A 12,901-nucleotide genomic window follows, 5' to 3' on the forward strand; every position below is an offset into this window, starting at 1 on the left:
GCAGCTGTAACGGCTCGTCGCACGGCACGGAAGCCCCGGCAGCGGACATCTCCGCCGCCGGGGCTTCTCCGTTCAGCCCGCCTGCGACTTCACATGGTCGATGACGGCGTTGAACTCGGCCGTCGGCGAGAACTCCACGACGTCGACATCCTCCAGGGCCTCCGGGGCGTGGCCCGGCCCCCAGTAGTAGGCCTGTCCGGCCTCGTAGATCTCCTCGCCCGAGGAGGTACGCATCCTGATCCGGCCCTTGAGCAGATAGCCCCAGTGGGGGCACTGGCACAGGTCGTCCTCAAGTCCCTTCAGCGCCGGCGCCATGTCGGTGCCCTGAGGCAGGTGGATGAACGCGACGGACATGTCGCCGCCGGCCTCCTGCGTACGGAAGTCCAGACCGCCGCCTTCCATGGCGACCGGGGTGTCCTCACGAGTGAATCCCGTCATGGTTCCTCCACGCCTCCTCGGTCGGTCTCCTTCCAGTCTCGACCCCCTGCCGCACCGGGTCGAGGCGGAGACGACGTCGCAGGTCAGCCCCGGCGCAGCACGCGCTTGACGCCGAAGACGAGGACGAACGCGCCCGCAAGGACCAGGAAGCCGACGGTGACGTTCCCCTTCTCGCCGTCGGCCGCCGGGGACTGCGGGGCCTGCGGTGCGCCCGGGGCGTCCGGGGAGCCGCCCGGCTTCTCCGGGGCGCGTCCGGCGTCCTGCCGGTCCAGCCGCACCACCCGGCTGTCCTGCCCCTCCGAGCCGAGCATGAACGCCGAGCCGTCCCTCGTGTACGTCACGGATTCCGCCTGGCCCTGGAACGGCGCCCCGATCGAGGTGCCCTCGTCGCCGAGCCGGCCGTCCTGCCACGCGTACTCGCGCGCCATCAGGTAGCCGCGCAGGACCAGGCGGTCACCGGCCGGCGAGAAGGCGCCGTCGGTGACCCACGGAACGTCGCCGATGCGCCGGAAGACGTTCGTCCCGGACGAGGAGAGCCGCTCGGGGCCCGCGTACAGGCCGCCGCCGTCCTCGTTCTTGCTCGCGATGTACACCCGGCCGGTCTTCGGATGAACCATCAGCGCCTCGGCGTTGCGCGCCCCGTCGGCGTACTTCACGACGTACTGCTTCGCCGCCACCTTCTGGTCCTCGAGCACCTTCGGCTCGGGGAAGCGGTAGACCCAGACGTGGTCCCAGGAGCCGTCGAGGTTGTCGCCGATGTCGCCGACGTAGATGTCGCCGTCCGGCCCGACCGCGATGGCCTCCATGTCACGGGGCGTGCCGACGCCCTGCATGGTCAGGGTCGCGACCGTCTTCCCCGTACGGGAGTCGATGCCGTAGATCAGGGGTGCGTCCTGGTCGTTGTGCGTCCAGTAGATCCCGGGGTGGGCCCGGCTCGCGGCGAGACCGCTGGACTCCGTCACGCGGGAGTCCTCGATGGTGAAGTCCCGGTCCGGCTCCTGCCCTTCGGCACGGGCATGACCGGCCGGGAGCAGCACCAGGGCCGCCGCCGCGCCGAGGGCGCACAGAGCAGATCGCATGTCCCCCAGCCTGCCACGACGCGGCGGCGGGGGCTTCGACCGATGTCCCTGAAACCTCCTTGACCTGCCCCGGAGCTGCTGTCAGGGTCGCGCTCATGCCCACCCCGCAGACCTTCTCCGCGCCCGACGGCACGACACTCGCCTTCCATGTGTCCGGCACCGGCGCCCCCCTTCTCTGTCTCCCCGGCGGTCCGCTCCAGGACTCCGCCTATCTCGGCGACCTCGGCGGCCTGGCCGCGCACCGGCAGCTGATCCGGCTCGACCTCAGGGGTACGGGCGCGTCGGCCGTGCCGGAGGACCCGGCCTCGTACCGCTGCGACCGGCTCGTCGACGATGTGGAGGCGCTGCGCGCGCACCTCGGGCTCGACACCGTCGACGTCCTCGGGCACTCGGCGGGCGCGAACCTGGCCGCCCTGTACGTGACCCGGTACCCCGAGCGGGTCGGCCGGCTCGTGCTCGTCACCCCGGGCACGGCGGCCGTCGGGCTCGACACGGCGCCGGAGGAGCGGCTCGCGGCGGCGCGGCTGCGGCGGGACGAGCCGTGGTTCGCTCCGGCGTACGCGGCACTTGAGGAGGTCACGGCGGGGCGCGGGACGGGCGAGAGCTTCCGGGCCGTTGCGCCGTTCTTCCACGGGACCTGGGACGAGGCGGCGCGGGAGCGGCACGCCGCCGGGGAGGAGCAGCGGAACGGTGAGGGCGCGGGTGTCTTCGCGAGCGAGGGGGCCTTCGACCCGGAGGCGACCCGCGCGGTGTTCGCGGAGTTCGCGCGGCCGGTGCTCGTGGTGGCCGGGGAGGGGGACGTGAACACCCCGGTCCCGACGGCGGCCGCGTACGCGGAGCTGTTCCCGAAGTCGGAGTTCGTCGTCCTGGACGGGGCGGGGCACTTCCCGTGGCACGACGACGCGGTGCGGTTCGCGGGGGCGGTCGGCGACTTCCTGGGGTAGGGGTGGGGTTGCCCCCTCGGGCCCGTGTCCCGGATCACGTCGCAGGTCCGGGACGCCGTCCGCGATGATATGACCATGCGTTTTCTGTTCGTCGGCGACAGCATGACCATCGGGCGCGCCGGCGACTGGACCTGGCGATACCGCATGTGGCGGCATCTGGAGTCCACGCTGCCCGGCCCCGGCGCGTACGAGATCGTCGGGCCCCGCACCGCGCTGTACGACCCAGCCGCCGACGCCCCGGCCTCGGAGGCGTACGCCGACCCCGCCTTCCCCGTCCCCGCCCGGCGCCATCTGGCCGGCTGGGGCGAGGGCTGGCTGCACATGGCGCCCGTCATCGGCGAGACGGTCAGGGCGACCGACGCCGACGTGCTGCTGATCTCGCTCGGCCTGATCGACCTCGGCTTCTACACCAACAGCGAGCAGACCGAGGAGAACGTCCGGGCGTTCGTCGCGGCGGCCCGCGCCGCGAACCCGCGCGTCCGGGCCGTCCTCCTGCCGGTCATCCCCAACGTGCGCGCCGGGTACGACGCGCCCTTCGCCCTCGAATGCGCCCGCTTCAACGAGCTGCTCGCGAAGGCGGTCGCCGACCTGGACACGGCGGCCTCCCCCCTCCTCCTGGCGGCGATATCGGAGTCGTACGACCTCGACGCGGACACCTACGACGGCACCCACCCGGGCCCCTCGGGCGAGCACAAGCTGGCGGCGGCCTTCGCGGACGCGATGCACCAGGCGTGGGGGCTCGGCGGCCCGTACGCCGGATAGCGGCCGGGGCTCGGGCGGCCCTGCTCGGGCGGCCCGGCTCAGGCGGACCGGCTCAGGCGGACCGGCTCAGGCGGACCGGCTCAGGCGGTCCGGCTCAGGCGGCCCTGGTGAGGCGGTTCGCGAAGGTCGAGAGCGTGTACGCGCCGATGCCGAGGACGACCTCCAGGGCGTTGCGGCGGGTGTAGCCCGCGGCCTCGAAGGCGGCCAGGTCCTCGTCGCTCACCGCGCCCGAGCAGGCGAGGACACGGAGGGTGAACAGGCGGACGGCGGCGAGGCGTTCGGCGTCGGGGGCGGGGCCGAGGGCGGCCATCTTGGCCTCGTGCATGTCGACGCAGAGGTGGCACTGGTTGCGTTCGGCGACGGTCAGGATGACCGTCTCGCGGGAGTGCGGGTCGAGGGTGGTGGACTCGAAGGTCTGACTGAGCTTCAGGAAGCCGTCGAGGGTCTCGGGCGACTCCTTGAGGAGGGCGATGGCGTTGGCGGTACGAGCGGACATGTCCACGGACAAAGCGTCTCCAGGCTTGAGCGAGTAGAATCGACAACATGGTTGACCATGTGACGAGGGAAAACGTAAACCAGGTTGTCGATAATGGCAAGGGAGAAAGCGAACCCGAGGGCGGGGGCCGGGGCTATGAACTCCCCCTGCTCCTCTTCGGCGGCTTCCGCACCCTCATCGACCGCCTGCACGCCCGCCTCGCCACCGAGGGCCACCCCGACATGCGCCCCTCCCACGGCTTCGCCATGCAGGCCATCGGCGCGCGGGGCGCCACCGCCAGCGAGATCGGACGGCGCCTCGGCGTCTCCAAGCAGGCCGCCGGCAAGACCGTCGACCGGCTCCTCGCCCTCGGCTACGCCGAGCGCGCCGACGACCCCACCGACGCCCGCCGCAAACTCGTCCACCTCACCCCACGGGGGTACGAGGCCCTCGCCCGCTCCGCCGCGATCTTCGACGACCTGCGGGCGGAGTGGGCGGCGACCCTCGGCTCGGACCGCGTACGGGAACTGGAGGCGGCCCTGCGGAACGTCGTCCCCGCGGAGACGGCGTTCCGCCTGGACGCCACGAGCTGGCTGGGCGCTCCCTGACCGGTACGACCGGCCAGGAAGAGTCACCAGGCGAAGGCCTCCGGCGACGGACCCGGGCCCGGGAAGATCTCGTCGAGACCCGCCAGGACCTCCTCGCTCAGCTCCAGCTCCAGGGCGCGCAGCGCGCTCGTCAACAGGTGGAGGAGGGGATGTTCAGTTCCCGGAGTACGGGCTCGACCCCCAGGTGCGGGTGCTCGGCGAGGAGCGCGGTCACCTGGGCCGGGTCGGGTCGAGCTGGGCCGCGAAAAAAGCCGAGGCCGTCCGCAGGACCTCATTCGCACGCTTGAGCTGCACGTTCCCCTTGCGCAGGGCCGCAAGCTCCTCCCGCTCGGCGGTGGTGAGCATGTCGCCTCGCTCGCCGGCGTCAGCCTCGGCCTGCCGAATCCAGTTGCGCAGGGCCTCGTGATGCACGCCGAGTTCCTCGGCCATGCGACGGATCACGGGATTCGACTCGGCGGTCCGGTACATCCGTACCGCACGCTCACGCAACTCCAGCGGATACTTCCTCGGGGCAGGCATCGTCTGAGCTCCTCTCATGAGACCCATCTGCCCCTCTGTCACCCATCCCCGCATCTCGGGGAAACGTTTGAGGCAGGCCCCGGCTACGTCGGGGGCCGTTGGCGTACGCGGACGTACAACACTGCCTTACTCAGCCCGCACCACCATGGCGAACGACGTACAGATCCGCCGGAAGCCGCGATGGTTGCTCAGGCCGGTATGGCTCATGCACTCGACATCGACCGCCGCACTGTCCGGCGAAGGCTCCGCCTTCCACTTGCAGTGCAGGCACTCCGCTTCGAAGGTCACGTCCGTATCCGGATGCCGTGTGATCCGGTGCGTCACGAACCGTAGGACCGTGCGAGCCATCACTCGGCCCCGTGGTCTTCCCGGAGGTGCGTGCGGAGCACGACGTTCGCGTCCGTCGCCTTCGAGTAGTCGCCGACCGATCGGGCGTTGGCTCGGGTCACGGCGACGCCGAGGCACTGCCGACAGCCCGCGACGGGGGCCGGGTCTCCCTCCGGAAGGGTCAGGTTCACCGGCCCTGCCATCGTCGTCTTGGGTTTGCTCATCCGTGCGACCTCCCGACTGTTCGCCTGCCGAAGGATGATCCCCCGGGGTGCGCACGAGATGGCGCTTCAGTCGCGTAGTCGACTGAAGTCATGCTCGGCAAGCGGCGGACCACTCGGCGAGCCGTGCCCGGAGGTCTTCGCCGAAGAGGGCGTGTTCCTCGTACCCGGCGAACTCGTTCAGATACGCCTGAACGTCTCGGCCGTCGCGGAGTACGAGACTTCCCGCCGTCGTCTCGATAGTGACCAACGCGGCGTCGTAGATGGTGAACGTGCTCAGAGGGATTCGGGGCGTCGACGCCCCTACGGGGATGACCCCGATCTGAACGTTCGGGAGGTAGGACAGGGACCCCAGCCGGTCCATCTGCTCGGCCAGTGCCAGCGGGGAGACGACCGGCCAGCGAACCGCCTGCTCGGTCAGAACGAACGTGAATCGCTTCGAGGCGTTAGAGGACGGCTTGCCGTCCCAGCTTCCCCGCCACCGCCTTGCTGGTGTCGGCCGTTGAGTGGGCCAGGCTCGCCCGTACGTACTCCGGTGTTGCGAGAAGCCCGGTGACCATCGAGAGCAGGAAGTAACGCATCTGCGTGGAGGACACTTCGAGTGCCTTCAGCTCGGCCTGTCTCGTACCAAGCCCCTTGCGCCGAAGTTCTCGGAGGTTCCGCCACTCGGTGTTCGCCATCCTGGCGAGGGCGGAGACCTCGGCGACCAGACTCGGCGGAGCGTCCAGCGCTCGCAAGATCTGCTCGACGTCGACCAGGGACGGCCGTGTCCGGCCGTTCTCGATCCGAGAGACCTTCGACTGGGACATGTTGCAGCGCGCTGCGAGCCGGTCCCCTGAGAGGCCGGCTCGCTTGCGCAGGTCCCGGAGCAGGGAGGCGAGTTCGATACCAGACCCACCAAGCTGCTCAGCTTCGAACGTCACTCCGTCACGCGCTCCGCGTACTCCAGGAAGGGAACCGACTCGGCAACGGCGATGCGCTGCCACTCGATGAAAGGCGCAGGGTCGCCCTCGTACAGCTCCCGGCTGATCTGCGTACCGTCGCCCGCGTAGTGCATCAGGACGACCGTCGAGCGGTCGAACATCCAGAAGTCCCCGACATCCGGCAACGGGTTCTCTCGCTCGGTCACGTCCAGGATGCGGATGTCCTCCCCGGCGAGCACGTGCGGGGCGTAGTACCGGGAGAACTCGAAGCGCAGGTACTCGGAGAGCGGTCGAGTCAGGACGTGCACGCGACCCTTGCTCCTCCCCTCGCCGCGCAGTCGCTTCAGGTCTTCCGTGTACGCGGACGAGTAGGCGTGCGGGTCGACGCGCTTGCCTGCCCGGAAGGCTTCGAGCTCTTCCGCCTCCTGCGGCACGAGGTACTGGGGCAGGGTCTCCAACCGCCACGCTTCCGACTGGAAGCCCCGGAGCATCGCCCGCCACTCGTCACCATCCAAGAGCACGAACGGCCTCCCGAAGAACGCTCTCGGGGATCTCCACGAGCCCTTCCCCCTGCGGGGGCGTGAAGGCGTCGGACACGTCGCCCTGAACCACGATGGCGCCGGAAGCGGTGCGGTAGACGTTCGGGCAGTCGTCCTCTCCACATGTGCCGTTGCCGTTGCCGGTGAGCCGAGTCAGTTCTTCGCGTGCCATGCGGAACCCCCTTGACTTGTCGACCCGTTCGGGCCACCTGGGACGACCGTACGGAGGTCGCTCGCGGCCGTCCATGCACGGACGTGACTCATGCGCGTTGTCGCATAAAAGGGCGCCTGAGTGGTCGGCTCTTGCTTCGAGTGGGCTCGAAGCAGTTGGCTTGTGCCTCATGAAGTACACGCAGCTCGGACGCACCGGACTCAAGGTCAGCCGACTCGTCCTCGGCACGATGAACTTCGGTCCACAGACAGACGAACCGACAAGTCACGGCATCCTGGATGCCGCCCTCGATGCAGGTCTGAACTTCGTAGACACGGCCAACGTCTATGGGTGGGCGGAGAACAAGGGGCGGACGGAGTCGATCATCGGCTCCTGGTTCGCCAAGGGCGACGGCCGCCGTGACCGTACGGTCCTCGCCACGAAGGTGTACGGGAACATGGGCCCCGACGGTGAGGCCTGGCCCAACCACGACAAGCTCTCGGCGCTCAACATCCGCCGGGCCGTGGAGGCCAGCCTCAAGCGGCTGGGGACCGACTACATCGATGTCTATCAGTTCCATCACGTCGACCGCGCGACTCCCTTCGAGGAGATCTGGCAGGCCGTCGACGTGCTGATCCAGCAGGGCAAGGTGCTGTACGCGGGCTCCTCGAACTTCCCCGGGTACAAGATCGCCCAGGCCAACGAGACCGCCGCCCGGCGGGGCTCGGTCGGTCTCGTCAGCGAGCAGTGCCTCTACAACCTCTTCGAGCGGCGCGCGGAGATGGAGGTCATCCCGGCCGCGCAGGAGTACGGCCTCGGGGTCATCCCCTGGTCGCCGCTGCACGGCGGTCTGCTCGGCGGCGTCCTGAAGAAGGAGACCGAGGGCAAGCGGCGTACGGAGGGCCGCGCGGCGGCCACCCTCGCCGACCCGGCGTCCCGCGCGCAGCTCCAGGCCTACGAGGACCTGCTCGACAAGCACGGCCTGGAGCCGGGCGAGGCGGCCCTCGCGTGGCTGCTGACCCGGCCCGGGGTCACCGGACCGATCGTCGGCCCCCGCACGCCCGAGCAGCTGACGAGCGCGCTCCGCGCCCTGGAAGTGGAGCTGAGCGAGGAGGTTCTCGCCGGACTCGACGAGATCTTCCCGGGCCCGGGCCCGTCGCCGGAGGCCTTCGCCTGGTGATCGAGTAGAGCCTCGTACGCAAGGCCGTCGCCCGTTCCGGTGGGGCGACGGCCACCGCATCACACGGGCGTCAAAGTCCCTGCTTGGCTGTTACGAAGAAGTTGAGCCCCGTGTCCAACGCCGTGTCCATCCTTAATCTTGCGTGGGTCCTCCCCGGCTTCAGCCGGGGAGGGAAACGCGTCCTCGGGCCGGAGGCGCGCTGCGCCGGAGTTCGCTGCGCCGGAGTTCGCTGCGCGGCCGTCGGTGACTGTCAGACGGGCCGCTTCTGGTCTTCGATGTACTGGCGGATCACGGTCAGTGGAGCGCCGCCGCAGGATCCGGCGAAGTAGGAGCGTGACCAGAACACGGACCCCATGCCGATCCGGTTGATCCGGCCGGTGTACTCGGCCCGCAGGTATCGGGAGCTGACGCCCTTGAGCGAGTTGATCAGTTTCGACAGGGCGACCTTCGGCGGGTAGTGCACCAGCAGGTGGACGTGATCAGCCTCGCCGTTGAACTCGCGCAGTTCCACCTCGAAGCCGGCGCAGACCTCCCGCATGATCTCTTCGCAGCGCTTGAGCATGGCGTCATCGAACACATCGCGCCGGTATTTGGTCACGAACACCAAGTGGGCACGCAGGCTGTACGCAACATGTCGTCCGGTCCGGACATCGGGGTTTGGTTCCCAGCGGGGTGACATACGCCAAGGGCAGTGTGAGGGAGCGAACTCGACCGGAGGGGGTGGGCTGAGGTGATCCGTGCGTACAAGTTCCTCATGCGGCCCACCGTGGGCCAGACGATCGCGCTGGGCGAGATGCTGGCTGATCACTGCTCGCTGTACAACGGGGCGTTGCAGGAACGCCGCGACGCCTACCGGCACGTGTCGAAGACCTCGGTCAAGTACGGGATGCAGTCCGCGCAGCTCAAAGACATCCGGGCCTACGACCCGGAACGTCAGGGACGCTGGTCGTTCTCTTCCCAGCAGGCGACGCTGCGCCGTCTCGACAAGGCGTTCGCTGCGTTCTTCCGCCGGGTCAAGTCCGGGGACGCCCCCGGCTACCCGCGTTTTCGCGGGGTGAACTGGTTCGACACGGTCGACTTCCCCAAGGACGGGGACGGCTGCCGGTGGAACTCCACTCCGCACGACCCGGTGACCCGCGTCCGCTTCCAGGGTGTCGGTCACGTCAAGGTCAACCAGCACAGGCCGGTGGCCGGCAGGGTCAGGACCGTCAGCGTCAAGCGCGAGGGCCGCAAGTGGTTCGTCGTGCTGACCGCCGAGCAGGAGACGCCCGAACCGCTGCCCGCGACCGGCAGCGTGGCCGGGATCGACCTGGGCATCGCCAACTTCCTCGCCGACTCGGGCGGCGGGTTCGTGCCCAACCCGCGCCACGGCCGCAGGGCCGCCGCGAAGCTCGAAGCCGCGCAGCAGGAACTGTCCCGGTTCCCGCGCCGCAAGGCCAAGGACCGCACCAGGAATCACCAGCGCGCGGTGGAGAAGGTCGCCAATCTGCACGGCAAGGTACGTCGCCAGCGGCTCGACCACGCACACAAGACGGCCCTCGACCTGGTCCGCGCACACGACTTCATCGCGCACGAGGACCTCAAGATCCGCAACATGAGCAAGGCCCCTGCACCGAAGCCCGACCCCGGACAGCCTGGTGGCTTCCTGCCCAACGGGGCCGCCGCGAAGGCCGGGCTCAACCGATCGATCGCTGATGCCGGATGGGGGGTGTTCCTCGCGATCCTGAACGCAAAGGCTGAGAGTGCCGGGCGGGAAGTGATGGCCGTGAACCCCCGCAACACCTCACGGCAGTGTCCCGAATGCGGGCACACCGCCAAGGAGAACCGGCCCACCCAGGAGAAGTTCCACTGCCAGGCGTGCGGCCACCACGCACACGCGGACACGGTGGGCGCCCTTAACGTTCTACGGGCCGGGCTGGTCCGTCGCGACGCCCACCCGGCATAGCGAGAAGCCCCCTCGTTCACGAAGGGGAGGAGTCACGGGCGTCAAGCCAACTGCTTCGAGTGCGCTCGAAGCAAGGGGGTTCCCACGCGGCGGGTCCCACGGGGCGGGAAGGGCTACTGGCCGACCACCGATGCCACCGCGATGATCGCGAACATCAGTACGAGCACACCGGCCATGATCCGGTTACGGGTCTTCGGGTCCACCCGACGAGGTTAACCCGACCGCCCCTCCCGTCCTTCAAGGGGCCTCCCGCCCCAGCGGCCAGCCGTCCACCTTCTCGTACCGGGGCTGCTCGCCCCGCACCCCGCTGACCGGCAGGTTCGAGCGCACCAGGGCCAGCTCGCCCGCCTCCCAACGGGAGCCCTCGAAGGTGCCGAGCTCGTCGAGGAAGGGATGCAGGTCCACCTCGTCCCCCCGCGCCCGGGCGACCGTCAGGTGCGCCTGGTAGCGGCGGTGCTCGTCCATCGGGAGCCCGGCCCTGCGCGCGGCGGCGTCGGCGCGCTCGGCGAGCAGCCGGAGCTCGTCCAGGTCTCCGGCGATCCCGACCCACAGGGCGCGGCGCCCGAAGTGCCCGCCGCCGTGGAGCCGCAGGGGGAAGGGCGGTGTGCGGTGCGCGGCGCGGGCGAGCCGGACGCGCAGCTCGGGCAGCAGTTCCTCGTCGACCTCTCCCATGAAGGCGAGCGTGAGGTGCCAGCCGGGCCGCGAGGTCCAGCGGAGCCCGTCGGCCCCGGGCAGCCGGTGGAGCCGGTCGACGACGTGTCCGAGCTCGTCCAGCCGCTCGGGCGGCGGCAGGACGGCGGCGAAGATCCTCATGGGGCGAGTGTGGCAGCGGTTAGCCTCTGCGGCATGAAGATCTCCATCAGGAAGGGCGGGGCGGCGGACCTCCCCGCGATACTCGGCGTCCTCGACAGCGCCGTGGTGTGGCTCAACGGCAAGGGGATCACCGCGCAGTGGGGCACCGAGTCGTTCTCCGGGCGCCCCAAGGCCGTGAAGCAGGTCGAGGACACGATGGCCGCGGGTGATCCGTGGATCGCCGAGATCGACGGCGTACCGGCGGGGACGATGACGCTGACGCCGTTCCCCGGACAGCACATCGAGCCGGCGGACGAGCCCGAGGTGTACGTACGGCTCCTGGCGACCGACGCGCGGTTCCACGGCCACGGGGTGGGCGCGGCGCTGCTCGCCCACGCGGCGGAGGAGACGCGGCGGCAGGGGGTGTCGCTGCTGCGGGTGGACTGCTTCGCGGGCAGCGAGGGCCGGCTGGTCACGTACTACGAGGGCCAGGGCTTCACCCCGACGGACACGTTCCTGGTCGGGGACTGGGCGGGACAGGTGCTGGAACGACGGGTCTGAGACCGGGGCGACGGCGGGCGGGCGGCGGCCTGGGGGGCCGGCCCCGGATCCCAGGCCGCCGCCCGCCCAAGGGCTACGCCGCGGTCGCCAGGCGCTCCCGCGCCACGAACCGCACCTGTGGGTGCCCGTGGCGCCATGCCCAGGCGACCTTGAGGCCGCCCACCCGGGCCAGGACCAGGCCCACGACGACCGCCGCCGCCAGCGAGATCACGCCGCCCGTCGCGAAGCCGACGCGCGCGCCGTACGTGTCGGTGACCCAGCCGAGGAGCGGCGCGCCGATCGGCGTACCGCCGGCGAAGACCATCATGTAGAGGCTCATCACCCGGCCCCGCATGGCCGGATCCGTCGCCATCTGGACGGCCGAGTTCGCGGTGATGTTGACCGTGAGGCCGATCATGCCGATCGGGACGAGCAGCAGCGCGAACAGCCAGAACGTCGGCGAAAGGGCCGCCGCGATCTCCAGGACGCCGAAGACTCCCGCCGCGATCACCAGCATCCGCAGCCGGGTCGAGCCGCGCCGGGCCGCCGCGAGGGCGCCCACGAGCGAGCCGGCCGCCATGAGGGTGTTGAGGAAGCCGTACGCGCCGGCGCCGACGTGGAAGACGTCGCCCGAGAAGGCGGTGAGCCAGATCGGGAAGTTGAACCCGAACGTGCCGACGAAGCCGACGAGGACGATCGGCCAGATCAGGTCCGGGCGCCCGGCCACGTACCGCAGGCCCTCCCGCAGCTGGCCCTTGCCGCGCGGGGCGCGCTCCACCTTGTGGAGTTCGCTCGTCCGCATGAGCAGCAGGCTCGTGAGGGGCGCGAGGAAGAACAGGCCGTTGAGGAGGAAGGCCCAGCCGCTGCCGACTCCGGCGATCAGGACACCGGCGACGGCCGGGCCGACGAGCCGCGCGGACTGGAAGTTCGCCGAGTTGAGGGAGACGGCGTTACGGAGGTGCTTCGGGCCGACCATCTCGGAGACGAAGGCCTGCCGGGCCGGGTTGTCGACGACGGTCACCATGCCGAGCAGGAAGGCGATCAGGTAGACGTGCCAGACCTGGATGTTGCCGGAGAGGGTGAGGACGGCGAGCGCGATGCCGCAGAGGCCGAGGGCTGCCTGGCTGACGAGCAGCAGGCGCCGCTTCGGGTAGCGGTCGGCGATGACTCCGCCGTAGAGGCCGAAGAGCAGCATCGGCAGGAACTGCAGGGCCGTGGTGATGCCGACGGCGGCGGCCGAGCCGGTGAGGCTCAGGACCAGCCAGTCCTGGGTGATGCGGGCCATCCACGTACCGGTGTTGGAGACGATCGCGCCGGTGAAGAACAGCCGGTAGTTACGGATCCTGAGCGAGGAGAAGGTTTCCCCCCGCCCGCGGGTGTCGAGGGTGGGTTTGTGGACGGGTGCGGAGTCTGCTCCGGGTCCCGTACTCAAAGTGCGTCGCCTCCTTGGCGCGTGGA

General features: G+C 70.1%; 17 protein-coding genes and 2 pseudogenes. 6 read left to right on the forward strand and 13 right to left on the reverse strand.

Going from position 1 to position 12,901, the window contains the following annotated elements; translation table 11 throughout:
- Nucleotides 1-72: 72 nt before the first annotated feature.
- Both N5875_RS16940 and N5875_RS16945 read right to left on the reverse strand, forming a co-directional pair.
- A complete protein-coding gene (locus N5875_RS16940; protein WP_318212521.1) occupies nt 73-438 on the reverse strand; it encodes a hypothetical protein in 366 nt (121 codons plus the stop codon).
- An 83-nt stretch (nt 439-521) separates the two neighbouring features.
- The gene (locus N5875_RS16945) at nt 522-1,517 is read right to left on the reverse strand and encodes a WD40 repeat domain-containing protein (RefSeq protein WP_318212522.1); all 996 of its coding nucleotides are present in this window, start codon (nt 1,515-1,517) and stop codon (nt 522-524) included.
- A gap of 95 nt (nt 1,518-1,612) precedes the next feature.
- Here N5875_RS16945 and N5875_RS16950 point away from each other — a divergent pair, with 95 nt between their 5' ends.
- Nucleotides 1,613-2,461 (forward strand): alpha/beta hydrolase, encoded by an 849-nt coding sequence (locus N5875_RS16950; protein ID WP_338494575.1) that lies wholly within the window; start codon nt 1,613-1,615, stop codon nt 2,459-2,461.
- 75 nt (nt 2,462-2,536) lie between these two features.
- Entirely contained in the window at nt 2,537-3,223 is a 687-nt protein-coding gene (locus N5875_RS16955) for a GDSL-type esterase/lipase family protein (protein ID WP_338494577.1), read from the forward strand.
- Nucleotides 3,224-3,317: 94 nt separating this feature from the next.
- On the opposite strand, the gene N5875_RS16960 is transcribed toward N5875_RS16955, so the two are convergent.
- A complete protein-coding gene (locus tag N5875_RS16960; protein WP_318212607.1) occupies nt 3,318-3,719 on the reverse strand; it encodes a carboxymuconolactone decarboxylase in 402 nt (133 codons plus the stop codon).
- Between the two features lie 47 nt (nt 3,720-3,766).
- On the opposite strand from N5875_RS16960, the gene N5875_RS16965 reads away from it, so the two are divergent.
- Nucleotides 3,767-4,306: a MarR family winged helix-turn-helix transcriptional regulator gene (locus tag N5875_RS16965; RefSeq protein ID WP_318212525.1), complete on the forward strand. Its 540-nt coding sequence runs from the start codon at nt 3,767-3,769 to the stop codon at nt 4,304-4,306.
- Between the two features lie 23 nt (nt 4,307-4,329).
- Here N5875_RS16965 and N5875_RS16970 read toward each other — a convergent pair.
- The 7 genes and pseudogenes from N5875_RS16970 to N5875_RS17000 all read right to left on the reverse strand — a co-directional run.
- Nucleotides 4,330-4,440: pseudogene (locus tag N5875_RS16970) on the reverse strand (aldo/keto reductase); the annotation flags it as partial.
- Between the two features lie 76 nt (nt 4,441-4,516).
- Nucleotides 4,517-4,825: a transposase gene (locus tag N5875_RS16975; RefSeq protein ID WP_318212526.1), complete on the reverse strand. Its 309-nt coding sequence runs from the start codon at nt 4,823-4,825 to the stop codon at nt 4,517-4,519.
- Nucleotides 4,826-4,951: 126 nt separating this feature from the next.
- On the reverse strand, nt 4,952-5,149 hold the full coding sequence (locus tag N5875_RS16980; protein ID WP_318212527.1) for a hypothetical protein: 198 nt from the start codon (nt 5,147-5,149) through the stop codon (nt 4,952-4,954).
- Between the two features lie 23 nt (nt 5,150-5,172).
- Nucleotides 5,173-5,376: a hypothetical protein gene (locus N5875_RS16985; protein WP_318212528.1), complete on the reverse strand. Its 204-nt coding sequence runs from the start codon at nt 5,374-5,376 to the stop codon at nt 5,173-5,175.
- Nucleotides 5,377-5,464: 88 nt separating this feature from the next.
- A pseudogene (locus N5875_RS16990) lies at nt 5,465-6,359 on the reverse strand (helix-turn-helix transcriptional regulator).
- The gene (locus N5875_RS16995; protein WP_338494578.1) at nt 6,293-6,817 is read right to left on the reverse strand and encodes a DUF6879 family protein; all 525 of its coding nucleotides are present in this window, start codon (nt 6,815-6,817) and stop codon (nt 6,293-6,295) included. Before N5875_RS16995 ends, N5875_RS16990 begins: the two are co-directional and overlap by 67 nt.
- A complete protein-coding gene (locus tag N5875_RS17000; RefSeq protein ID WP_318212531.1) occupies nt 6,801-7,007 on the reverse strand; it encodes a hypothetical protein in 207 nt (68 codons plus the stop codon). The genes N5875_RS16995 and N5875_RS17000 overlap by 17 nt, the downstream gene beginning before the upstream one ends.
- A 169-nt stretch (nt 7,008-7,176) precedes the next feature.
- On the opposite strand from N5875_RS17000, the gene N5875_RS17005 reads away from it, so the two are divergent.
- Nucleotides 7,177-8,166 carry an aldo/keto reductase gene (locus N5875_RS17005; protein WP_338494580.1) on the forward strand — a complete coding sequence of 330 codons (990 nt, stop codon included), beginning with the start codon at nt 7,177-7,179 and terminating at the stop codon, nt 8,164-8,166.
- 250 nt (nt 8,167-8,416) lie between these two features.
- Here the strand turns inward: N5875_RS17005 and tnpA are convergent, their stop codons facing one another.
- Complete coding sequence (tnpA, locus tag N5875_RS17010) at nt 8,417-8,845, reverse strand: IS200/IS605 family transposase (RefSeq protein WP_338494582.1); 429 nt, start codon at nt 8,843-8,845, stop codon at nt 8,417-8,419.
- A gap of 51 nt (nt 8,846-8,896) precedes the next feature.
- On the opposite strand from tnpA, the gene N5875_RS17015 reads away from it, so the two are divergent.
- Nucleotides 8,897-10,111 carry a transposase gene (locus N5875_RS17015; protein WP_318212534.1) on the forward strand — a complete coding sequence of 405 codons (1,215 nt, stop codon included), beginning with the start codon at nt 8,897-8,899 and terminating at the stop codon, nt 10,109-10,111.
- Nucleotides 10,112-10,348: 237 nt separating this feature from the next.
- Here the strand turns inward: N5875_RS17015 and thpR are convergent, their stop codons facing one another.
- Nucleotides 10,349-10,924: an RNA 2',3'-cyclic phosphodiesterase gene (thpR, locus tag N5875_RS17020; RefSeq protein ID WP_338494584.1), complete on the reverse strand. Its 576-nt coding sequence runs from the start codon at nt 10,922-10,924 to the stop codon at nt 10,349-10,351.
- A gap of 33 nt (nt 10,925-10,957) precedes the next feature.
- On the opposite strand from thpR, the gene N5875_RS17025 reads away from it, so the two are divergent.
- On the forward strand, nt 10,958-11,464 hold the full coding sequence (locus tag N5875_RS17025) for a GNAT family N-acetyltransferase (RefSeq protein WP_318212536.1): 507 nt from the start codon (nt 10,958-10,960) through the stop codon (nt 11,462-11,464).
- Between the two features lie 73 nt (nt 11,465-11,537).
- On the opposite strand, the gene N5875_RS17030 is transcribed toward N5875_RS17025, so the two are convergent.
- Nucleotides 11,538-12,875: an MFS transporter gene (locus tag N5875_RS17030; protein ID WP_318212537.1), complete on the reverse strand. Its 1,338-nt coding sequence runs from the start codon at nt 12,873-12,875 to the stop codon at nt 11,538-11,540.
- Between the last annotated feature and the right edge of the window lie 26 nt (nt 12,876-12,901).

This window comes from Streptomyces sp. SJL17-4, from assembly GCF_036826855.1.
Classification (GTDB): domain Bacteria; phylum Actinomycetota; class Actinomycetes; order Streptomycetales; family Streptomycetaceae; genus Streptomyces.